Source organism: Achromobacter maghribensis, assembly GCF_057334215.1.
In genome coordinates, this window is sequence record NZ_JBHFII010000061.1 from 416626 (window position 1) to 439158 (window position 22533).

At 65.0% G+C, this 22533-nt stretch carries 23 protein-coding genes; 10 read left to right on the plus strand and 13 right to left on the minus strand.

Annotated elements, in window-relative coordinates; genetic code table 11:
- Positions 1–41 precede the first annotated feature (41 nt).
- From ACE039_RS27900 to ACE039_RS27930, 7 genes are all read left to right on the plus strand, one after another.
- On the plus strand, positions 42–686 hold the full coding sequence (locus ACE039_RS27900) for a TRAP transporter small permease (RefSeq protein WP_313459905.1): 645 nt from the start codon (positions 42–44) through the stop codon (positions 684–686).
- A gap of 56 nt (positions 687–742) precedes the next feature.
- Positions 743–2152: a TRAP transporter large permease gene (locus ACE039_RS27905; protein WP_105560363.1), complete on the plus strand. Its 1410-nt coding sequence runs from the start codon at positions 743–745 to the stop codon at positions 2150–2152.
- Between the two features lie 13 nt (positions 2153–2165).
- Positions 2166–2912 carry an SDR family oxidoreductase gene (locus tag ACE039_RS27910; RefSeq protein WP_485823920.1) on the plus strand — a complete coding sequence of 249 codons (747 nt, stop codon included), beginning with the start codon at positions 2166–2168 and terminating at the stop codon, positions 2910–2912.
- Positions 2913–2945: 33 nt separating this feature from the next.
- A complete protein-coding gene (locus tag ACE039_RS27915; RefSeq protein WP_105560365.1) occupies positions 2946–3812 on the plus strand; it encodes a fumarylacetoacetate hydrolase family protein in 867 nt (288 codons plus the stop codon).
- A gap of 40 nt (positions 3813–3852) precedes the next feature.
- On the plus strand, positions 3853–5388 hold the full coding sequence (locus ACE039_RS27920) for a UxaA family hydrolase (protein WP_485823921.1): 1536 nt from the start codon (positions 3853–3855) through the stop codon (positions 5386–5388).
- A gap of 139 nt (positions 5389–5527) precedes the next feature.
- Complete coding sequence (locus tag ACE039_RS27925) at positions 5528–7048, plus strand: mannitol dehydrogenase family protein (protein WP_485823922.1); 1521 nt, start codon at positions 5528–5530, stop codon at positions 7046–7048.
- Between the two features lie 10 nt (positions 7049–7058).
- Entirely contained in the window at positions 7059–8111 is a 1053-nt protein-coding gene (locus tag ACE039_RS27930) for an Ldh family oxidoreductase (RefSeq protein ID WP_485823923.1), read from the plus strand.
- Here the strand turns inward: ACE039_RS27930 and ACE039_RS27935 are convergent.
- The 10 genes from ACE039_RS27935 to ACE039_RS27980 form a co-directional block, all read right to left on the minus strand.
- Positions 8108–8818: an ABC transporter ATP-binding protein gene (locus ACE039_RS27935; protein ID WP_485823924.1), complete on the minus strand. Its 711-nt coding sequence runs from the start codon at positions 8816–8818 to the stop codon at positions 8108–8110. The two genes, ACE039_RS27930 and ACE039_RS27935, sit on opposite strands and share 4 nt — an antisense overlap.
- Positions 8815–9603, minus strand: a complete 789-nt coding sequence (locus ACE039_RS27940; protein ID WP_485823925.1) for an ABC transporter ATP-binding protein — start codon at positions 9601–9603, stop codon at positions 8815–8817. The genes ACE039_RS27935 and ACE039_RS27940 overlap by 4 nt, the downstream gene beginning before the upstream one ends.
- Complete coding sequence (locus tag ACE039_RS27945) at positions 9600–10586, minus strand: branched-chain amino acid ABC transporter permease (RefSeq protein ID WP_448713211.1); 987 nt, start codon at positions 10584–10586, stop codon at positions 9600–9602. Before ACE039_RS27945 ends, ACE039_RS27940 begins: the two co-directional genes overlap by 4 nt.
- Positions 10587–10597: 11 nt before the next feature.
- Complete coding sequence (locus tag ACE039_RS27950) at positions 10598–11518, minus strand: branched-chain amino acid ABC transporter permease (protein WP_485823926.1); 921 nt, start codon at positions 11516–11518, stop codon at positions 10598–10600.
- 49 nt (positions 11519–11567) lie between these two features.
- A complete protein-coding gene (locus tag ACE039_RS27955) occupies positions 11568–12743 on the minus strand; it encodes an ABC transporter substrate-binding protein (protein WP_310031624.1) in 1176 nt (391 codons plus the stop codon).
- A 60-nt stretch (positions 12744–12803) separates the two neighbouring features.
- Entirely contained in the window at positions 12804–13805 is a 1002-nt protein-coding gene (locus ACE039_RS27960; RefSeq protein ID WP_105560374.1) for an amidohydrolase family protein, read from the minus strand.
- A gap of 10 nt (positions 13806–13815) precedes the next feature.
- Complete coding sequence (locus ACE039_RS27965) at positions 13816–14367, minus strand: 3-hydroxyanthranilate 3,4-dioxygenase (RefSeq protein ID WP_485823927.1); 552 nt, start codon at positions 14365–14367, stop codon at positions 13816–13818.
- A 209-nt stretch (positions 14368–14576) separates the two neighbouring features.
- Complete coding sequence (locus ACE039_RS27970; protein WP_485824091.1) at positions 14577–15608, minus strand: LysR substrate-binding domain-containing protein; 1032 nt, start codon at positions 15606–15608, stop codon at positions 14577–14579.
- Positions 15609–15631: 23 nt separating this feature from the next.
- On the minus strand, positions 15632–16063 hold the full coding sequence (locus tag ACE039_RS27975; RefSeq protein WP_105560377.1) for a RidA family protein: 432 nt from the start codon (positions 16061–16063) through the stop codon (positions 15632–15634).
- Positions 16064–16086: 23 nt separating this feature from the next.
- Positions 16087–17544, minus strand: coding sequence for a 2-hydroxymuconic semialdehyde dehydrogenase (locus ACE039_RS27980; protein WP_485823928.1), 1458 nt, complete (start codon positions 17542–17544; stop codon positions 16087–16089).
- 153 nt (positions 17545–17697) lie between these two features.
- On the opposite strand from ACE039_RS27980, the gene ACE039_RS27985 reads away from it, so the two are divergent.
- Complete coding sequence (locus tag ACE039_RS27985; RefSeq protein ID WP_448713217.1) at positions 17698–18174, plus strand: MarR family winged helix-turn-helix transcriptional regulator; 477 nt, start codon at positions 17698–17700, stop codon at positions 18172–18174.
- A 44-nt stretch (positions 18175–18218) separates the two neighbouring features.
- On the opposite strand, the gene ACE039_RS27990 is transcribed toward ACE039_RS27985, so the two are convergent.
- From ACE039_RS27990 to groES, 3 genes are all read right to left on the minus strand, one after another.
- Positions 18219–19154, minus strand: coding sequence for a YihY/virulence factor BrkB family protein (locus ACE039_RS27990; RefSeq protein WP_313457034.1), 936 nt, complete (start codon positions 19152–19154; stop codon positions 18219–18221).
- Positions 19155–19373: 219 nt separating this feature from the next.
- Complete coding sequence (gene groL / locus ACE039_RS27995) at positions 19374–21014, minus strand: chaperonin GroEL (protein ID WP_310031606.1); 1641 nt, start codon at positions 21012–21014, stop codon at positions 19374–19376.
- A gap of 36 nt (positions 21015–21050) precedes the next feature.
- A complete protein-coding gene (gene groES, locus ACE039_RS28000) occupies positions 21051–21338 on the minus strand; it encodes a co-chaperone GroES (protein ID WP_054423089.1) in 288 nt (95 codons plus the stop codon).
- Between the two features lie 447 nt (positions 21339–21785).
- On the opposite strand from groES, the gene ACE039_RS28005 reads away from it, so the two are divergent.
- The gene (locus ACE039_RS28005; protein ID WP_485823929.1) at positions 21786–21980 is read left to right on the plus strand and encodes a hypothetical protein; all 195 of its coding nucleotides are present in this window, start codon (positions 21786–21788) and stop codon (positions 21978–21980) included.
- A gap of 38 nt (positions 21981–22018) precedes the next feature.
- Complete coding sequence (locus ACE039_RS28010) at positions 22019–22234, plus strand: lysozyme inhibitor LprI family protein (RefSeq protein WP_485823930.1); 216 nt, start codon at positions 22019–22021, stop codon at positions 22232–22234.
- Positions 22235–22533 lie beyond the last annotated feature (299 nt).

Below are 22533 nucleotides of genomic sequence, written 5' to 3' on the forward strand. Positions count from 1 at the left end.
GCGCCCCGCCGCCCATACCCGATTACGACCAGGGGACATCCATGCACTTGAACGCGAAGGCGGCGCCGATGGCGGCCGTCAACCACGGACCGGGCTCGGCGCCCGGTCACGCTTCATCGAAGCCGGGCCCGCACCAGGCATCCGTGGACGAGATCGTCCACAGCTTTGAAGAAGCCGACCATCATGAAGTCAGCCTTGCCGGCTACCAGCCCGAAGACTGGATCTGCCTGGGCATATTCTGGACCATGGCGATGTTGGTCTTCCTGCAGTTCTTTTCCCGCTACGTGCTCAACGATTCGTATGCGTGGACCGAAGAGCTGGCGGTGTATTGCCTGATCGGCGTGGTGTTCCTGGGCGCCGCGATGTGCGTGCGCGCCTGCCGCCATATCCAGGTGGATTTCCTGTACCGCTACCTGCCAAAGCCGGTAGGCCGCGTGCTGTCCACCGTGATCGACATCTTGCGCACGGTCTTCTTCGGCTATGCCGTGTGGATGACGTATCGCTACATCGTGCTGGTCGGCGACGAGCCGATGACCACGCTGTTCTGGAACAAATCGTATGTTTATTGGGTCGCCCTGGCGGGCTTCGTCATGATGTTCCTGCGGTCGTTGCAAGTGTCCGTGCAGAACTGGCGGCAAGGCTATTCGATCCTGGAGAATCCGGCGGCCTACGAGTCGCTGGACTGAACGGCGCGCTGCGTCGCAATGCTTGAGAATCCGCAGAGCCTTTCCAGGAGCAAGACATGGGCACACTGATTGGAACCTTTCTGTTGTTGATGATCCTGGGCCTGCCGGTGGCGGTGTCCATGGCAGGCGCGTCGCTGTTGTTCGTCCTGATTTCCGGCAGCGTGCCGGACGTGGTGGTCGCGCAGCGCATGATCGCGGGGGTGGAGTCGTTTCCGCTGCTGGCCGTGCCGTTTTTCATCCTGGCCGGCAATCTGATGAACATCGCCGGCATCACCGGCCGCATCTATAACTTCGCGGTGGCGCTGGTGGGCTGGATGCGTGGCGGATTGGGGCAGGTGAACATCATCGGCTCGGTGGTGTTCGCCGGCATGTCCGGCACGGCGATTGCCGATGCCGCGGGCCTGGGCACCATCGAGATCAAGGCCATGAAAGACCACGGCTACGAGACCGAATTCGCCGTGGGCGTCACCGCCGCGTCGGCGACGTTGGGCCCGATTATTCCGCCGTCGTTGCCGTTCGTGATCTACGGCATGATGGCCAACGTGTCGATCGGCTCGCTGTTCCTGGCCGGCCTGCTGCCGGGCGCGGTGCTGACGATTCTGATGATGTTGACCGTGGGCTATTACGCCCGCCGCAATAATTGGGGCGGCGACGTCGCCTTTAATTGGAAACGGTTGGGCGGCGCGGGACTGGAAGTGCTGATCGTGCTGTCGTTTCCGCTGTCGATCTGGCTGATGACGCTGGCCGGCGTGTCGCCCAACGTGGCGACTGGCATTGCGTTCGTTGTGCTGCTGGCACTGGATTGGCGCTTCAATTTTTCGGCCGTCATGGCGTTGATGGCGCCGGTGATCCTGATCGGAGGCATGACGCTGGGCTGGTTCACGCCCACCGAGGCGGCCGTGGCGGCGGTGATCTGGGCCCTGTTCCTGGGGCTGGTGCGATACCGGTCGATGACGCTGAAGACCTTGGCCAAGGCCTCGTTCGACACCATCGAGACGACGGCGTCGGTGTTGTTCATCGTGACGGCGGCCTCCGTCTTCGCGTGGTTGCTGACCACCACGCAGGCGGCGCAGACCTTGACCGACGCCATCCTCAGCGTGACCCAGAACAAATGGGTGTTCCTGCTGATGGCCAACGTGCTGATCCTGATTGTCGGCTGCTTCATCGACACCATCGCCGCCATCACGATCCTGGTGCCGATCCTGTTGCCGATCGTGCTGAAGCTGGGCATCGACCCGATCCACTTCGGGCTGATCATGACCCTGAACCTGATGATCGGCTTGCTGCATCCACCGATGGGCATGGTGCTTTTCGTGCTGGCTCGCGTGGCGCGGCTGTCGGTCGAACGCACCACGATGGCCATCCTGCCCTGGCTGGTGCCGCTGTTCGTGGCGCTGATCGCCATTACCTACATTCCCCAGATCACGCTTTGGCTGCCTACCGCGATGGGCATGGCCGGCAAATAACAGGAGCTTATCCATGTTGGGAAGACTGCAAGGCAAGATTGCCCTGGTCACGGCGGCGGGCCAGGGCATCGGCCGGGCCGTGGCCGAGGCGTATGCGCGGGAAGGCGCCGACGTGCTGGCCGTGGACATTAACGCGGAGGCGCTGCAGACCTTGTCCGGTTGCCGCACCCAGGTGCTGGACGTGACGGACGGGCGTGCCATTCTGGCGCTGGTGCAAGGCGCGGGGCCCTTTGACGTGCTGTTCAACGGCGCGGGCTTCGTGCACGCCGGCACCATCCTGGATTGCGACGAAGACGCCTGGGATTTTTCGTTCAACCTGAACGTGCGGTCGATGTACCGGCTGATCCGCGCCTGCCTGCCCGGGATGCTGGCGCGCGGGTCGGGGTCCATCGTCAACATGGCGTCGGTGGCGGGCAGCATCAAAGGCGCGCCGAACCGCTGCGCCTATGGCGCAACCAAGGCGGCGGTGATCGGCTTGACCAAGGCCGTCGCGGCCGACTTCGTGGCGCGGGGCATCCGTTGCAATGCCATCTGCCCCGGCACGGTGGAGTCGCCCTCGTTGCGGCAGCGGATCGAAGCGCAGGCGCAGGCCAGCGGCCAGTCCATCGCGACGGTCGAAGCCGCGTTCACGGCGCGCCAGCCGATGGGCCGTATCGGACGCACCTCTGAAATCGCCGCGCTGGCGGTGTATCTTGCCAGCGACGAATCGGCCTTCACGACCGGCACCGCCCAGGTGATCGACGGCGGCTGGTCCAATTGAATCCTTAAACCCTCTTGCAACAAGGAAGCTGCTATGAAATTGATGCGCTATGGCGCCAAGGGCGCCGAGAAGCCCGGCCTGATCGATGCCCAGGGCAAGGTGCGCGACCTGTCCGGCGTGTTGCCCGACATTACCGCGCAGACGTTGGGGCAGGCCCGTCTTGCCGAACTGCGCGCGCTGGACCCGTCCACGCTGCCGTTGGTGGCCAACCCCGGACGCGTGGCGCCGCCCTGGAGCGGCATGGGCAAGTTCATCTGTATCGGCCTGAACTACGCGGACCACGCCGCCGAATCCGGGTTGCCGGTGCCCGCCGAACCGGTCATCTTCATGAAGCCCACGTCGGCCGTCGTGGGCCCCAACGACCCCGTCGTGCTGCCGCAGGATTCGATCAAGACCGACTGGGAAGTCGAGCTGGGCGTGGTGATCGGTGAAAAGGCGCGTTATGTCAGCGAAGCCGACGCCATGAAGCATGTGGCGGGCTACTGCGTGGTGAACGACGTGTCTGAACGCGAATACCAGATCGAACGCGGCGGCACGTGGGACAAGGGCAAGGGCTGCGACACCTTCGGTCCCATCGGCCCCTGGCTGGCCACCGCCGACGAGATCCCGCACCCGCAAGACCTGGAGATGTGGCTGGAAGTGAACGGCAAGCGCTATCAAAACGGCAGCACGCGCACGATGGTGTTCGGCGTGGCGCAGCTGGTGGCCTACGTCAGCCGCTTCATGACGCTGTATCCCGGCGACCTGATCAGCACCGGCACGCCGCCGGGCGTGGGCATGGGCCAGAAGCCCGCGCCCATCTACCTGAAGGCAGGCGACGAGATCAAGCTGGGCATCGCCGGCCTGGGCGAGCAGCGCCAGCGGGTGCATGCCTGGGACCCGGCACTGATCGACGGCTGAACGCGCGGCGAATCCGCACCCCTTACTTTCCGGAGTCCTCATGTCTCAGAACGACACGGCAGTGATACGCATCCACCCGGCGGACAACGTCGTGATCGCCCGGCGCCAATTGCTTAGCGGCACGCGGCTGGAAAGCGAAGGGGTGACGGTGCAGGGCCTGGTTCCGCCCGGCCACAAAATAGCCGTGCAGGCTATCGTGGCGGGCCAGCCCGTGCGCCGCTACAACCAGATCATCGGCGTGGCGCGGCAGGACATCGCGCCGGGTCAGCACGTGCACACGCAGAACCTGGAGTTCTCGGAGTTCGAACGCGACTACGCGGTGGGGCAGGGCGCGCACGCCACGGACTATGTGGCAGAACCCGCCACCTTCGACGGCATCGTGCGCGCCGACGGCCGCGTCGCCACGCGCAACTACATCGGCATCCTGACCAGTGTGAACTGTTCGGCCACGGTGGCGCGCGCCATCGCCGACCATTTCCGCCGCGACATCCATCCGGAAGCGCTGGCGTCCTGTCCGAACGTGGATGGCGTGGTGGCGCTGACCCACGGCGCGGGCTGCGCCACCGGCAGCGAAGGCGAACCGCTACGGGTGCTGCGGCGCACGCTGGGCGGCTATGCGCGCCATGCCAATTTCGGTGGCTTGATGATGGTGGGGCTGGGTTGTGAAACCAACCAGATCGGCGGCCTGATGGAACAGGAGGGCCTGCGCGAAAGCGGCCTGCTGCACACCTTCAATATTCAGGACACCGGTGGCACGCGCAAGACGGTGGCGCGCGGCATCGAACTGGTGGAGCGGATGCTTGAGCAGGCCAATCAGGTGCGGCGTCAGCCGGTGCCCGCCAGTCACCTGACCGTGGGGCTGCAATGCGGCGGGTCGGACGGTTATTCGGGCATCAGCGCCAACCCGGCGCTGGGCGCGGCGGTGGACCTGCTGGTGCGCCACGGCGGCACCGCCATCCTGTCGGAAACGCCCGAGATCTATGGGGGCGAGCACCTGCTGACGCGCCGCGCCGAGACGCCGGCCGTGGCCGACAAGCTGCTGGCCAGAGTGCGCTGGTGGGAAGACTACTGCGCCCGCAACGACGCTGAAATGGATAACAACCCGTCGGCGGGCAACAAGGCCGGCGGCCTGACCACCATTCTGGAAAAGTCGCTGGGCGCGATCGCCAAGAGCGGCACCACCAATTTGACCGACGTATTCGAATACGCGGAAACCGTGCGCGCGCGCGGGCTGGTGTTCATGGACACGCCGGGCTACGACCCCGTGTCGGCCACCGGCCAGGTGGCGGGCGGCGCCAACCTGATCTGCTTCACCACGGGGCGCGGTTCGGCCTACGGCTGCGCGCCCGCGCCGTCCCTGAAACTGTCGACCAATACAGCGCTGTGGCAGCGCCAGTCGGACGACATCGACATCAACTGCGGCGAGGTCGTGGACGGGATGCAAAGCGTGGCGCAGATGGGCGAACGGATATTCCGGCTGATGCTGCAGACGGCATCCGGGCAGCGCACGCGCAGCGAAGAACACGGCTACGGCCAGAATGAATTCGTGCCGTGGGCGCTGGGCGCGGTGATGTAGCGGCGGCATGGCGAGTGTCGGCGTTGCATTTAGTCACTGTCCCGGAGTCGAACAAATCCGCCTCAGCGGATATCCTCATCCGCGCGCCGACTGGCCGGTCATCCGACAGGTGCATGGCGCCTTACGCCATTGCTCAACCATGCTCGAACGTTTGAACACGGAGTCGTTGCCGCGCCTGCCCGCAGACGTGGAAAAACCCATCTATGACCGCAGCCGCCTCACGCCCGGCATCGTGCATCTGGGAATGGGGGCCTTTCACCGCGCGCATCAGGCGGTGATGACGGACCTGGCGATGCAGGCCAGCGGAGACCTCAGTTGGGGCATTTTGGGTGTGTCGTTGCGCAGCGCCGCCACGCGCGACGCGCTGACGCCCCAAGACGGGCTGTATACGCTGGCCTTGCGCGACGATGGGCCCGACGGCAAGACGCGCGAGCAATTGCGCGTGGTGGGTTCGGTGCTGCGGGTGATGGTGGCGGAGGAAGACCCCAACGCGGTCCTGGAACGCATCGCCTATCCGCAAACGCGAATCGTCAGCCTGACCGTGACGGAAAAGGGCTATAGCCACGAGCCCGCCACCGGCCATTTGCGCTGGGACGATCCCGACATCCTGCACGATCTAGACAACCCGCACCGTCCGCGCAGCACGATCGGCATGCTGGTCTACGGTCTGGCCCTGCGTCGAGAGCGCGGCCTGCCGCCCGTCACACTGCTTTCCTGTGACAACTTGCGCGGCAACGGCGATACCTTGCGCAGCCTGGTGCTGGCCTTTGCCTTGCGGGTGGACGTGGGGCTGACCCATTGGATCGACGCGCATTGCACCTTCCCGAATTCGATGGTCGACCGCATCGTGCCGGGCACCGGCGACGATGACCGGCAACGGATCGCCGAGCGCCTGGGCGTGCAAGACGCGTGGCCTGTGGTGGGCGAACCCTATATGAACTGGGTCATCGAAGACAAATTCGCCGCCGGCCGGCCGGCTTGGGAAAACCATGGCGGCGCAACGTTCGTGCGCAATGCCGCGCCCTACGAACGGCTGAAGCTGCGCATGGTGAACGGCCCGCATTCCACCTTCGCCTACCTGGGCGCGTTGCTGGGCCACCGGACGATCAGCGAATCGGTGCAGACGCCCGCGCTGCGTCAGTTCGTCAATGCCATGATGCAGTACGAGATCGGGCCCACGCTGAAGGGCATCCCCGATAGCGGACTGGAGGAATATCGCCGCCGCTTCCTGGCGCGTGTCGCCAACCCGGCGCTGCCGCATCCGATTGCGCAAGTGGCGATGGACGGCTCGCAGAAGGTTCCGCAGCGCCTGTTGGACACCATCCAGGACCGCCTGCGCACCGGCGACGATATCCAACGCCTGACGCTTGCCGTGGCCGCTTGGTTGCACTATCTGCGCGGCGAAGACGAGACGGGCGGCCGCTACGAAATCCAGGACCCGATGGCGGCGCGCCTGGCCAAGCTGCTGGCGCGGGCCGATGTCGCCGCGCGCGCATCCGCCCCGTCGCAGGCCGCCCAACGCCGTGCAATGGTGCTGGCGGCCTTCAAGCCCGTGTTTGGCGATCTGGGCCGCGCGTCCGAATTCGTTTCGGCGTTGGCCGCGCATCTGGAAACCCTGCGCCTGCACGGCGTGATGCGTGCCGTGGAGGCCGCTACCTGAGGAGTGCTGCATGAATGCGGAATGCCGAGTGGACGCCGTTGAATGGGAACGTTGGGGGCAGGATTGCCTGCGCGTCCAGGGCTTCAGCGAGGAAGACGCGCGGTGCCTGGCCGAAAGCCTGGCACGGACAAGCTTGTGGGGTATTGATTCCCACGGCATCGCGCGCTTGCCGCATTACTTGAACCGGGTGGCGCACGGCTCCATCGTGGCGCGCCCCGATATCCGCATCGAGCGCACCGGGCCGGGCACGGCGCAGCTGCATGGCGGACAAGGGCAGGGCATCGTGGTGGCGCATCGCGCCAACGCGCTGGCGATCGAGCTGGCTCGCGAGGCAGGCATCGCCGCGGTGGGCGTCAGCGATTCGTCGCACTGCGGCGCGATCGGCCTGTATAGCCGCGTGGCGGCTGCGCAGGGCCTGGTCGGCATTGCGTTTACGCATTCCGATTCGATCGCGGCGCCGCACGGCGGCTATCAGCCGTTTTTTGGCACCAACCCTATCTCAATGGCGTTTCCACGCGCGGGTGGCGAGCCCCTGTGCCTGGACATGGCCACCACGGCCATTCCCTGGAACCGCGTCATGAACGCCCGACGCGATGGCGTGGCGCTGCCGCCCGGGGTGGCGCTGGACGCGCAAGGGCATGACTGCACCGACGCCGCGCAGGCTCGCGCGTTGCGGCCCTTGGGCGGCGAGGATTATGGCCACAAGGGCTATGGGCTTGCCATGATGATCGAGTTGCTGTGCGGGCCGCTGAATGGCAATCCCTTCGGGCCGCATATTTCGCCGATGTACGACGCGCTGGAACGCCCGCGTGAACTGGGCGCATTCTTCATCGTGATCGATCCCCTGCGGTTCGCCGGTGGCGTCGCGCTGGCGGGCGTGGTCGCGGCGATGGCCATGGAATTGGCCCAGGCGCCGGGCGGGCCGCGCATGCCGGGCGATCCCGAAGCGGCGGCGAACGCCGAGCGCCAGCAGCTGGGCATTCCCATTCCGCCCGCGCTGTGGGACGACATGGCGGACTGGAGCGCGCGGCTAGGCGTGGCGCCGCCTGTGCGCAGGGCTTAGACGCCCAGATACTGCAGCAGCCGGGGTTCGTCGTCCAGGAAAGCCTGCGACGAACCGGTCCAGGCCACGCGCCCCTTCTCGACGATGGCGTGATGGTCCGCCGTGGCCAGCAGGGGCTCCAGGTTCTTGTCGATGCATAGCACCGCAAGGCCCGTTTGCTTCAGCGTGCCCAGCGCGGACCAGATTTCTTCGCGGACCACGGGCGCCAGGCCCTCGGTGGCTTCGTCCAGGATCAGCAGGCGCGGGTTGGTCAATAGCGCACGCCCGATCGCCAACATCTGCTGTTCGCCGCCCGACAGATGGCTGCCCAGGTGGCGGGCGCGTTCGGACAGGCGGGGAAACAGCGCATATACCCGGTCCAGCGTCCAGGGCTGCGCGGCGCCCTGACGGTTGTGGGCGGTGGCGACCAGGTTCTCGCGCACCGACAGGTTCGGGAAAATATGCCGCCCTTCCGGCACCAGCCCGATGCCGCATTGCGCCACCTTGTACGAAGGCAGCCGGCTGATGTCGCGGCCGTCGAACACGATGCTGCCCTGGGTGGCGGCATTCAGGCCCATCACGGTCTTTACCGTCGTGGACTTGCCCATGCCGTTGCGCCCCAGCAGGGTCACGAATTCGCCCGGCCCGATGTCCAGGTCGATGCCGAAGAGCGCCTGGCTGGCGCCGTAGTGCGCGGTCACGCCTCGCAGTGACAGCAGGGCGGTCATGCGGGCACCGCCGGATGTTGCGCGCTGCCGGCGCGCCGGCCGCCGCGTTCGCTGCCCAGGTAGCATTCGCGCACCTGGGGATTGTTGCGGATGTCGTCCGCCGTGCCGCACGCCAGGGCGCGGCCATAGACAAGGACGGTGATGCGGTCGGACAACGCGAAGACGGCTTGCATGTCGTGTTCCACCAGCAGGATCGTGTAGTGCCCGCGCAGTTGCAGCAGCAGGCGCGTCATGGCTTCGGATTCGTGTTGACTCATGCCAGCCATCGGTTCGTCCAGCAACAGCAGCGACGGCTGGCACGCCAGCACCATCGCCAGTTCCAGCTGCCGCAGTTCGCCGTGTGCCAGTTCGCCCGCGGGCGTGTGCGCGCGGGCGGACAGGCCGACAAGGGCCAGGGCGTCCTGCGCGGGCTTCGTCAGCGCGGCGGTGGACAACACGGGACGCCAGAAACGGAAACTGTGCCCGCGCCGTGCCTGCACCGCCATCACCACGTTCTCCAGTGCCGTGAATGGCTTGAAGACCGAGGTGATCTGGTAGGAACGGGCCAGGCCGTGACGCACGCGCTTTTCGACCGGCATGCGGGTGATGTCGCGGCCGTCCAGCAGCACGCGGCCGCCGTCGGGCCGAAGTTCGCCGCTAAGCTGGCCGATCAACGTGGTCTTGCCCGCGCCATTCGGTCCGATCACGGCATGCAGTTCGCCAGCGTGCACGTCCAGCGACAGGTCGTCGGTGACGGTCAGCCCGCCGTAGCGCTTCAGCAGGTTCTCCACGCGCAGCGCGCTCATAGCGGTTCTCCGGAAGGCTGGCGCAGCGGCTGTGCCCCGCGCCGGCGCCAAGGCGTATCGCGCAGGCTGCCGTACACGCCTCGCCGCGATACCAGCACCACGCCGACGATCAGCAACCCCATGATCAACATCCAATGCCCGGTCAGCAGCTTCAAGCCTTCTTCCAGCAGCAGAAAAGCCAGCGCGCCGACGACGGGGCCGAACAGCGTGCCGATACCTCCCAGCACGACCATCACGATCAATTCGCCAGAGGTGGTCCAGGCCAGATAGGACGGCGACACGTACATCGTCAAGTTGGCCAGCAGCACGCCCGCCACCCCGCAGATCATCGCCGACATCACATAAGCGGCCAGCCGGTAGCGCAGCGTGGGAAACCCAAGCGCGCGCATCCGGCGTTCGTTGGCCTGGCAGCCGCGCAGGGCCATGCCGAAAGGCGCGTGGACCAGACGGTGCATCAGCCCCAGCACGGCCAGCAGCACGCCGAACGCCGTGTAGTACAGCGCCAATGGCGTATCCAGCCGAAAGGCGCCGAAGTCGCTGCCCGCGAATAGCGACATGCCGTCGTCGCCGCCAAAGCCGTCCAGGCCCGTCGCCAGAAAATAGAACATCTGCGCGAAGGCCAGCGTGATCATGATGAAGGCGATGCCCGACGTGCGCATCACCACATAACCGCTGATCAGCCCCACGACCGCGCAGGCGCCCAGCGCGCCCGCCAGATGCAGCCAGCCGTTTTCGATGCCGTAATGCGACATCACGCCAACGGCATACGCGCCCAGCCCCAGATACAGCGCATGGCCGAAGCTGACCATGCCGCCATAGCCCAGCAGCAGGTTCAGGGCCAGCGCGGCCACGCCGTAGACGAGTACGCGGCCAAACAGCGCCAGCAGGAACGGTTCGCCCTGCCAGTGGGCGTAGGCGGGCACCAGCGCCAGCAACAGCAGCAGGGCGCCGGCCACCAGCGTGCGAAGAGAGAGCCTGTGCATGACGTTCGCCTTTATCCGTGCTTGACGGGAAACAGGCCCTGCGGCCGCAGGGCCAGCACCAGCGCCATCACCACATAGATCAGCATTGATGCGATGGCCGGTCCGGCGGCGTTGGCGGCGGCAGGCGGCAGTGCGGCGCGCAGCAACGTCGGCAGCAATGCGCGCCCCAAGGTGTCGATCAACCCGACCATCAACGCGGCCAGGAACGCGCCGCGCACCGAGCCGATGCCACCAATCACGATCACCACCAGCGTCAGGACCAGAATGGGTTCGCCCATGCCGGTCTGCGCGGACAGGATCGGACCTGCCATCAGCCCCGCCAGGCCCGCCAGCACCGCGCCCAACACGAACAGCAACGTGTTCAGCCGCGCGATGTTCACGCCCAACGCGCCGACCATCATGCGGTCGGTTGCGCCCGCGCGGATCAGCATGCCCAGCCGCGTGCGATGAATCAGCACATAGCAGCCCGCCGCCACCAGCAAACCCACCACGATGATCAGGAAGCGATACAGCGGGTAGGTCACGCCCAGGATATCGATGGTGCCCGACAGCCACGACGGCAAGCCCATGCTGATGGGCGCCGGCCCCCAGATGATGCGGGTCAGTTCGTTGAAAAACAGAATGAAGCCGAAGGTGGCCAGCACCTGGTCCAGGTGTTCGCGCGGATACAGCCGCGCGAGCGCGATGCGGTCCAGCAGCAGGCCTAGCGCCGCCATGCCCGCGACGACGGCGGCCGCGGCCAGCAGGAACGATCCGGTGTGGCGGAACACGGTGGCGGCGATGAAAGCGCCCATCATGTAGAGCGAACCGTGCGCCAGATTGATGAAGTTCATGATGCCGAACACCAGCGTCAAACCGGCGGCCAGCAAGAACAGCAGGATGCCAAGCTGCAGACCATTCAAGGCCTGCACCAGCAGCAGCGTCGTGGACATGGGGATCACCTCTTGCCGGCGGCCGCGACGGATGTCTTGGCCGCCCGCCTTACTTCATGGCGCACTGGGCGGCGTACTGGTCAGCGACTTTGGACAGGTCCGGGAAGATAGGGCCTTTGTTCACAAAGGCCACCTTGCCGTCCGCACCCGCTTGCACGTCGGCGCGGAAGAATCCGGCCACCGGGAAGTGGTTGGGTTGATAGCGGAATTCGCCGCGCACCGATTGGAAATCAGCGGCTTCCAGCGCTTTGCGTAACGCGTCCTTGTCGTCGGTCTTGCCGCCCGTCTTCTTCAATGCCGAGCCGATCAGTTGCGCGGCATCGAAGGATTGCGCCGCGTAGCTGGAGGGTTCGCGTCCGTACTTCTGGCGGAACGCCGCGGCAAATGCCTTGTTGGCGGCGTTGTCCAGGTCCGGCGAATAGGGCACGTTGGTCACCGCGCCCAGCGCGTCCTTCTGCAGCGCGGGCAGCGTCGCGCCGTCGATGGTGTCCACCGACAGCAGCGGGATCTTGCCGAAGAGCCCCGCCTGGCGGTATTGCTTGATGAAGTTCACGCCCATGCCGCCAGGAAAGAACACGTAGGCCGCGTCCGGCTTGGCGTCGGCCAGCGCGGCCAGCTCCACCGAATAATCCGGCTGGTTGACCTGGGTGAAGACTTCGTTGGCCACTTCGCCTTTGTAGAAGCGCTTGAAGCCGGCCATGGCGTCCTTGCCCGCCTGGTAATTGGGCGCCAGCAGATAGACCTTCTTGAACCCCATCTGGTTGGCCATTTCGCCGCTGCCTTCGTGGCGTTGCGTGTTGTTCCAGGAGGTAGAGAAGAAATAGGGCGAACAGTCCTTGCCCGCCAGGTTGGTGGGGCCGGCGTTGGATCCCACCAGGAACACGCCGGCCGTCGTGACCGGGCGCACCACGGCCAGCATCACGTTGGAATACACCACGCCGGTGATGATCGGCACCTTGTCGCTTTGCACCAATTTGCGCGCGGCCTGCACGCCGACTTCGGGCTTGAATTGGTCGTCTTCCTTGATGACCTGCACGGCAACGCCGCCCAGCTTGCCGCCGCCTTGCTCCACGGCCAGCATGAAGCCGTCCAATTGGTCCTGCCCCAGCACGGAGCCGGGACCCGTCAAGGTGGTCAGCAGGCCGATTTTCACGTCGGCCATCGCGGTGGCCGATAAGGCCAATCCCATGACCGCAGCGGCGGCCAGCGTGGTGGTGCGTTTCATGGTGTTTTCCCTTGAGTCGCCGTGTGGCACGGTCGTGTGTCGTGAAATGCGCGCAGCGGGCTACGCGTTCAGGCCAAAGAACGTCGTGGTATTGCGCAGCAGGATCTTCTGCTGCACGGTGGGGCTCAGGTCGGCGTGGGCCACCAGGCGGCCGACTTCCTGCTCGCCCAGCGGATAGGGGTAGTCGGAACCCAGCAGCACGCGGTCTTCGCCCATCACATCCACCAGCAGGCGCAGCGCGCGCGGGTCGAACACCGCGCTGTCGGTGTAGAAACGGTCGGTGTAGGACGATGGCAGTTGCGGGCAGTCTTCGCGGATGATGTCGCGGTGGCGCCAGGCGTTGTCCACGCGGCCCAACAAGTAGGCGAAGCTGCCGCCGCCATGCGCGAAGCACAATTTCAGGCTGCGAGGAATGCGTTCGAACGCGCCGGACAGGATCAGCGACAAGATACCCAGTTGCGTCTCGGCGGGCATGGCCACCAGCCACGGCAGCATCCATTTCTTCATGCGGCCGTCGGTCATCATGTCCCAAGGGTGCACCAGCACCGGGATGTCGCTGTTGGCGCAATGGATCAGGAATTGCACCAGCGTGTCGTCATCCAGATCGCGCGGGCCGACATGGTTGCCGATCTGCACGCCCAGGTGGCCGGCGGCCCGCGAGCGCGATGCTTCCTTGCAGGCCAGGTCCAGGTCTTGCAGCGGCACTTGCGCCAGGGCCTTCAGCCGCGACGGCGCATAAGCGCAATGTTCAAGCGCCAGGTCGTTCATGCGGGCCGCCCAATCGGCCGCGGCCTGGCCGGGGTAGGTGTAGCCGAACATGATGGGCGTGGCGCACAGAATCTGCACGTCGACGCCGTGGCGATCCATCTGGGCGATGCGCAGCGCCGGGTCCCACAGGGTGGCGTCGACGGGGCGAAACGGCCGGTCGCCCGCCATGATCTGGCCGGTGGCGCCGTCGCCGTCGGGGCGCAGCCACGGCGCGTTGACGGGGTCAAGCGCGGCCGCTTCCTGCCGCGTGATCGGCGGAAAGAAGTGGGCGTGCATGTCGATTTTCTGGATCATGGAACAGGCCCTAGGCGGGGGTGGCTTGTGGCGCGGGCGCGTGGCCTTTGCCGGGATGGACTTCTCCGCAACCGGGACAGGTGCGTTTTTCGGTGCTGGTGTAGAAGCCCTGGAACAAGGGCGGCAGGTCGGTGACGATGCTCTTGAGCTGCACTTCCACGCGATGCACGAGGTGGCCGCAATGCGGGCAATACCATTCGAAGCCATCGACGAGACCCAACGGGCGCTGGCGTTCGATGACCAGACAGGCGCTGTCGGTTTCGGGGCGTTGCGGTGAGTGCCTGACATGCGGCGGAAGCAGGAAAATGTCGCCTTCCTTCAGGTCCACGCGTTCGGGTTTGCCGTCTACCCAGAGGGACAGCCAGGCGTTGCCTTTGATCTGGTAGAAGAACTCTTCCAGCGGGTCGTCGTGATAGTCGGTGCGATGGTTCGGACCGCCGACGACGGTGACGATGAAGTCCGCGTCCTGCCAGATCTGCTGGTTGCCGACCGGGGGCTTCAGGAGATGCGCGTGGTCCTGGATCCAGCGCTGGAAATTCAACGGCGGGCCGTAGGCGGGCATGACGGGACTCCGGTGGGGAATTTGATGCAGTCTAGGCGGGGCAGGCGGCGCCGCATAATAGAAATTGTCGGGGTGGGTATGCGCGTTATCTATCGCGGGGTTTCCCTTAGCAATCCCGCCAGAAGGGCGCGGCTGTGCTTCGCGCGCAGTTCAGCGCGTAATCCAGCGAGTAGCCCATCATCGTGGCAAGGCACGATGCCGCCCGCGCGCTACGGCCGTTGCGCCGCGATCGTTTTCAGATAGTCCACCAGCCGTTGGCACGCCGGGGTCAGCGGGCGGTCTGCGCGGATGGAATAGCCGACGTCGCCGAAGTCGCCGAATACCTCCGTGGGCAGACGGGCAAGCAGGCCCATCGAGAGGAACTGCGCCGCGGCGTCGTACGGAATCAAGGCCAACGCGTCGCTGTGCATGAGAATGCCGATGTTGGTCAGCAACGACAGCGATTCGACGTGGCGGGCGGGCAGGCGCAGGCCGGCGTCGAAGAAGGTGCGCTCAACAGAGGCGCGCAACGGCGAGGTGGGGGCGGGCAGGATCCAGATGTGGTCGATCAGGTCGGGCAACGCCACCGAGGCCGCGTTGGCCATGGGGTGCTGCGCGCCGACCACCAGGCATAGTGATTCGCGGTAGAGCTTATGGTGGTCGACCGCCACGCCCGAGATCGAAGCCATGTCCGCGCCGGGCAGGCGGCCCACGACGATGTCGACGTCGCCGGTCGCCAGCGCGGGCAGCAGTTGGGCGGAAGGGCCTTCGCGCACGGTGACCTGGATGCCGGGATGTTCGGTCATCAGGCGCGCGATGGCTTCGGGCAGCAGCTTGGCCGAAGCCGCGATAAGCGTGCCCACCACGACATGGCCGCTGGCGCCGCCCAGCACCGCATCGATATCGTCGGCCATGTACCGCACCTCGGCCATCATGGCGTGGACCCGGCGGCCCAGCACCAGGGCCAGCTCGGTGGGCGTGACGCCCCGGTTCGACCGTTCGAACAGCGTGGCGCCAAAGAAGGCTTCCAGGTCGTGAACGGCTTTGGTGACGGTGGGCTGGGTCAGATGCAGTTCGCTGGCCGCGCGCGACAGCGAACGGCGCGCCAGCACGCGCTCGAATATCTGCAATTGATGCAGCTTCAGCTTGTGGCTGAGCGCGTTGGGCGTGATGCGAAAGTTCGACATGCGTGGCCCGGCCCGGGCGGTGCGCCGCAAGCCGTCATCCTGTTCCCTGTGTGAACGCGAAACGCCGTCGTCCATCATGTGCCCGCCGTGTCGCTGGACTAGCGCGCAAGCGGCTTGTAGGCGACGGCCTTGATTTCAATCAGCAATTGCGGGTGCGGCAACTGATGCACCGCGACGGTGGTGCGCGCCGGGCCATCGGCGTCGAAGAACTCGCCGTAGACCTGATTGTATCCACCGAAGTCGTTCATGTTGACCAGGAAAGTACTGATCTCGACCACGTCGGCCAGCGTGGCGCCGGCGGTTGCGAGGATGTCGCCGATGTTCTCGATGACGGCGCGCGTTTGCACGCGGATGTCCAGCGTGGTGGTGCCCATGGCGTCGACCTCGGCGCCGGCGATGCGGTTGTCCGGTAAGCGGGAGCTGGTGCCGGAGACGAACAGGAAGTCGCCTGCGCGCTTGATGTGGGGATATTTGCCGCGCGGCGTGGCTTTGCCGGCGACGACGGTGGCGCTGACGTTGGGCTGGGTCATCGTGCGTTCCTTGGTGGACGGAATCAGAGTTTGATGCAGACGTTGGTGGGTTCAGTATAGAAATGCAGCGAATGGCGGCCGCCTTCACGGCCGATCCCGGACAGCCCGCTGCCGCCGAACGGCGTGCGCAGGTCGCGCAGGAACCAGCAGTTCACCCAGGCCAGGCCCACCTTCATGGCTTGCGCCACCCGGTGGCCGCGGGTCAGGTTCTGCGTCCAGACCGCGGCGGCCAGGCCGTACCGCGTGTCATTGGCCAGGCGGATGGCTTCGTCTTCCGTGTCGAAAGGCGTCACGTGGCAGACCGGGCCGAACACTTCTTCCTTGATGCAACGCGCGTTTTCTTTCAGGCCGGTCCAGATGGTGGGCTGTACATAGGCGCCCGCGTCGCGGTCGTCGCCAAACACCGGCACGCCGCCGCCCGCCACCACGGTCGCGCCTTCTTCGCGCGCCAGTGCAAAGTACGACAGCACTTTCTCGCGGTGTTCGCGCGACACCAGCGGGCCCATTTCGGTGGCCGGATCGAGCGGCCAGCCGATGCGCATGTCGCGCGCGCGGGCAGCCAGCGCGGCAACAAAGCGTTCGTAGATGGGGCGTTCCACATAGACGCGCTCGGTGCACAGGCAGACCTGTCCGCAATTGGCGAAGACCGAGCGCGTCACGCCGTCGATCGCCGCGTCGAAGTCGGCGTCCGCGAAAACCAGCGCCGCGTTCTTGCCGCCCAATTCGAACGACACCGGCTTCACGCCGGGGGCCACCGCCCGCATGATGGTGGCGCCCGTGGCGGATTCACCGGTGAAGGTGATGCCGTCGATGTCGGGGTGCGTGGTCAGGAATTCGCCTGCGGAATCCGGCCCGAAACCGTGCGCCAGATTCAGCACGCCGGCGGGCAGCCCCGCCTGGTCGGCGACTTCAGCCAGCAACGTGGCCGTGCTGGGCGTGACTTCCGACGGTTTCATGATGACCGTGTTGCCGAACGCCAGCGCGGGCGCGACCTTCCAGGTCAGCAGCAGCAGCGGCAGGTTCCACGGAGAAATCACGCCGACCACACCCAGCGGCTTGCGGTATGCGTAGTTCAGCGCCTGCCTGCCGTCCGGCGTGTCCGTCATGTAGCTTTCCATGTCCAGCGTGCGGGCCAATTCCGCGAACGCGCGGAAGTTGGCGGCGCCGCGCGGAATGTCGATCTTGCCGGCCCAGCCGACTGGCTTGCCGGTGTCGCCGATCTCGGCTTGCAGGAAGTCATCGAACCGCCGCGTGATGCCGTCGGCCAGCGCCAGCAGATGGTCCGTGCGCGCCTCGACCGACAGCCCGGCCCAAGCCGGCAGCGCCCGGTGCGCCGCGGCGATCGCGCGGTTCACCTGGTCCCGGCTGGCTTCGTGGACCTGGGCGATGCGTTGCCCGTTTACCGGGCTGTGCTTGTCGAAGGTGGATACGCCGTCTTCAAAGCGGCCGTCGATGTAGTTGCGCAGTTGGCGGATCGTCACGATCTGGCCCCTTGGATGGTGTTTGAACGGCGGGTTAATAAATACGTATACGTACTATATTGCCTGATCATAGGCAGCGCCGGCAGCCAAGTCAATGCGCATTTTCGCGGGAGCCAGCGCCTACAATCGTCAGGCACACCCCATGGAAGCCCGATGACCGCCACCGCCCGTCCCGCCGCGGCCCCGCCCCGCGACTTGCAAGCCTTCGACCTGACACAGGTCGCCTCGCACCTGCTGCGCCGGGCGCATTTCCGGGCCGAGGCCCTGTTCGCCCAGGCTTTTCCGGACGAAGACCTGACGCCGCGCCAGAAGGCACTGCTGATCACCGTGTATCAGAATCCGGGCGCCACGCAGAATCGCATCGCCGAACTGATTGCGTTGGACCGCAATTCTTTCGCTGAAATGATGGCTCGCATGACGGCGAAGGGCTATGTGCGCCGCACGCGCTCGCCAGAAGACGGCCGCGCCTATGCGTTGGAGATCACCGATGAAGGCGTGGCGCTGCTGGCGCGCGTCCTGCCGCAGGATGCCGATGTGGAGGCCCAGGTGCTGGCGCCGATCCCGCCTGAGCTGCGTCCGGTGTTCTTGAAGTGCCTGCGATTGATGGCGGGGTTGGAGCAGCAGGACTAAGCGGCCGGGAGCGCTGGCGCCATGATGGCGCAAGGCCAAACCCGTCACTTGGACGGCGTTTCTTCCGCCGTGTTCGCGGCATCCACCGTATTCGCCGTCGGCTTTTCCGCGCTTCCAAACCGCAGCGCGAATTGCCGGGTGAACACGGCGCCGAAGAAGAAAATCTGCGCGGAATAGTAGATCCACAGCAGCAGCGCGATCAGCGAACCGGCCGCGCCGTAAGCGGATACCGCCGCGCCGCGGCTCAAGTAGACGCCGATCCCCCATTTGCCCACCAGGAACAACGCGGCTGTCACGATGGCGCCGGGAATCACGTCCTTCCAGGAGATCTTCGCGCTGGGCAGCAGCTTGAAGATCACGGCGAACAGCGCCACCACCACCGAAAACGAAAACAGGCTGGAAAGCCAATCGGCCACCGTGGCGATGGTGGATGCCATCCACAAGTCTCCGTAGAACTTGCGCGCCGCGCCCAGGGCGGCGTTCACGGTCAGCGAAATCAGTAAAAACAGGGCCAGCACCAACACCAGGCCGAACGACAACACGCGGCTGCGCACCATGCCGTGGATGCCGCCCTTCTGGTGTGGCGGCACTTCCCACAGATCGTCCAGGCTGGCCTTCAGTTCGGCAAACGCCGTCGTGGCGCTGAAGATCAGCACAAAAATCGAAATCAGCGCCGCAATCCAGCCGCCGCCCGATTCATGGGCGCTGGCCAGCACGGTCTGGATGACCTCGGCGCCGCGTTCGCCCGTCAGGTCGCGCAGGGAAGAAAACAGCTCGGAGCGCACCGCGTCTTCGCCGAAGAAAGCGCCCGCCACCGCGATCACCAGGATAAGCATCGGGGCCAGCGAGAACACCATGTACAGCGCCAGCGCCGCGCCCTTGCTGGAAGCGCGATGGCTTGACCACTGGTTGGCGGAATCCATCAGCAATCCGCCGATTTCGGACGGACGCAGGGCTCGCAGGCTCTGGGGAAGGCGCATGGGTCTGGACTCTGTCTATGGACCCTTTATTGTAGGGACGCATGTGCCGGGACGAAACCCACAGTTTGTGCGCAAACGTTTTCGCGCCGGACAGCCCGTCGCAAGGTCTTTGAAGAAAGCCGCGCCCAAAGAAAAACCCCCGGGGCGAAGGTCCGGGGGTTTCTCAGATACTGCATTCCCCGGCATGAAGCCGGGGAGGCCGTGCAAGGGAAGCGGGACTTAGAAGTCCATGCCGCCCATGCCGCCCATGCCACCCGGCATGGCCGGGGCAGCGGGCTTGTCTTCGGCCAGTTCCACAACGGCGGCTTCAGCCGTCAGCAACAGGCTGGCGACGGAGGCAGCGTTCTGCAGGGCGGTGCGGGTCACCTTGGTGGGATCCAGCACGCCTTGCTCAACCAGGTCGGTGTACTCGCCGGTTGCGGCGTTGTAGCCGTAGTTGCCCTTGCCGTTCAGCACGTTGCTGACCACGACGCTGGCTTCTTCGCCGGCGTTCGTGACGATGGTGCGCAGCGGCTCTTCCACAGCACGCAGGATCAGCTTGATACCGGCGTTCTGGTCAGGCGTGTCGCCCTTCAGGTCAGCGATGGCTTGCTTGGCGCGCAGCAGTGCAACACCGCCACCAGCCACAACGCCTTCTTCCACTGCGGCGCGGGTAGCGTGCAGGGCGTCTTCGACGCGAGCCTTCTTTTCCTTCATTTCGACTTCGGTGGCAGCGCCAACGCGAATCACGGCAACGCCGCCGGCCAGCTTGGCCACGCGTTCTTGCAGCTTTTCACGGTCGTAGTCGGACGTGGCTTCTTCGATCTGGATACGGACTTGCTTGACGCGAGCCTCGATCGACTTGCTGTCGCCAGCGCCGTCGATGATCGTCGTGTTTTCCTTGCCCACTTCGATGCGCTTGGCTTGGCCCAGTTCAGCCAGGCCGGCCTTTTCCAGCGACATGCCGGTTTCTTCGGAGATCACCGTGCCGCCCGTCAGGATGGCGATGTCTTCCAGCATGGCCTTGCGGCGGTCGCCGAAGCCCGGAGCCTTGACGGCGGTGGTCTTCAGGATGCCACGGATGTTGTTCACAACCAGGGTGGCCAGCGCTTCGCCTTCGACGTCTTCTGCGATGATCAGCAGCGGACGGCTCGACTTGGCAACTTGTTCCAGCACGGGCAGCAGGTCACGGATGTTGCTGATCTTCTTGTCGAAAATCAGGACATACGGATCTTCCAGCACGGCAACTTGCTTTTCCGGGCTGTTGATGAAGTAGGGCGACAGGTAGCCGCGGTCGAATTGCATGCCTTCGACGACGTCCAGCTCGTTTTCCAGCGACTTGCCGTCTTCGACGGTGATGACGCCTTCCTTGCCAACCTTGTCCATCGCGTCAGCGATGATCTGGCCGATGGAGGCATCGCTGTTGGCCGAGATCGAACCAACTTGAGCGATTTCCTTGCTGGTCGTGACCGGCTTGGATTGCTTCTTCAGTTCAGCCACGGCAGCGGCGACAGCCTTGTCGATGCCGCGCTTCAGGTCGATCGGGTTGAAACCGGCGGCAACGTACTTCAGGCCTTCCATGACGATGGCTTGAGCCAGCACGGTGGCGGTCGTGGTGCCGTCACCGGCGTTGTCGGAGGTCTTGGAAGCAACGTCCTTGACCAGTTGTGCGCCGATGTTCTCGAACTTGTCCTTCAGTTCGATTTCCTTGGCGACGGACACACCGTCCTTGGTCACGGTCGGGGCGCCGAACGAGCGCTCCAGCACGACGTTGCGACCCTTGGGGCCCAGGGTGGTCTTAACAGCGTTGGCGAGAACATTCACGCCGCGGACGATGCGCACACGGGCGTCGTCACCGAACAATACTTGCTTGGCAGCCATTTCTTAGCTTCCTTCGAAAATTCGTTTGAGGCGGGATTACAGAACCACGGCGAGGATTTCGTCCTCGCGGATGACGAGCAGTTCTTCGCCATCAACCTTCACGGACTGGCCGGCGTACTTGCCGAACAGAACCTTGTCGCCAGCCTTCAGGTCGACCGGCAGAATCTTGCCTTCTTCGGTCTTCTTGCCGGGGCCGACGGCCACGACTTCGCCTTGATCAGGCTTTTCAGCAGCGCTGTCGGGGATGACGATGCCCGAGGCAGTCTTGCGCTCGTTTTCGAGGCGTTTGACGATCACGCGATCGCCCAGGGGACGCAAGGCCATGAGTAACTCCTGTTTACTTGAAAAAAGTGAATGATCAGTGAGCCACGGGAGGGCTGTTAGCACTCACCGGTGTCGAGTGCTAATTATAGGGATGATGTTCCGGGGTTCAAGGGGGGGAGGGGCGGCTGTTACATATTCGAGGGACCGCTGTCGGTGTCGAAATTCATCTAACGTGGGATTTGCGTCATCCAGTTTGGGAATCGAGGATTTCCGATATACAAGCACTGGCGCGGTCTCCAGCCGGATTTCGCCTCTGGAGGTCCGATTTCGTGTGTCACGCTTGGGGTGATGTCGCTTTAAGCCGGCAGCCATCGACGTAGCGCGTGAGCGCCGGCCACTGGTTCAAGGCATACGAGAGCCAAAAGTTGCACAACCTCTCGACAAACGGGAAAATCGATCACTTGGTCCACCAAGTCCGTGGCCGCAGACTATTCAGGAGTGAAGGACGTGCGCAACCCCGTTCTCGCGGCAATACCGACCGGCATCATGGAAGGCCGGTGCCGGCAAAGCGCTCATGGCAAACACGCGATCCTGCATGCTGTGATCTGCGCGGTCCTCGCCAGCTCTCCTTTCCTGCAGATCGAAGCCGCCCATGCCGCCGGCTTCGACTGCACGCCGCGAAAGCCCATGTCGAACATCTAATCTGCGCCGAACCTTCGCTGTCCAAGCTGGACGATCAGGTGAAGGAGCTTTACGAAAAGATCCAGGCTGAAACCGTTGGCCGTGACGGTGAAACCGGTGAATGGCGTGATCCTGTAGCGAAAGAGCAGACGCAATGGCGCACCACCGTGCGCGACCGTTGCCCCGACGCCGCCTGCCTGAAATCCGCCTACGTGGACCGCATCGCTGCCATGAAAAAGAACTGGGCAGAGGCGCTGGGCCCCGCAGGCAAGTAATACGCGAAGCCCTCCGGGGTGGTCGAATTTTGCTATTTAAAAGCATCCTGTCGGCGCTGAAGTAAAAGTGAGCCACCATGTGTCCGATCGCCGGTTCGATGGCGCTGCAGTGATCTCACCAGGCCGAGAGCGAAGCTGCAGGGCGGCTTGCCGATATCGCAAATTCCCAATTCAGATGACGCTTTTCTCCCAGAATCCCAACTTGAGTGACGCAACGGGACCCACGTCAAGCGCCTGACGGGTACTCAACGCCCGTCTGCGCGCCCTGGCGGGCTTCCTGCTAGTGCCGCGGGGGGGGG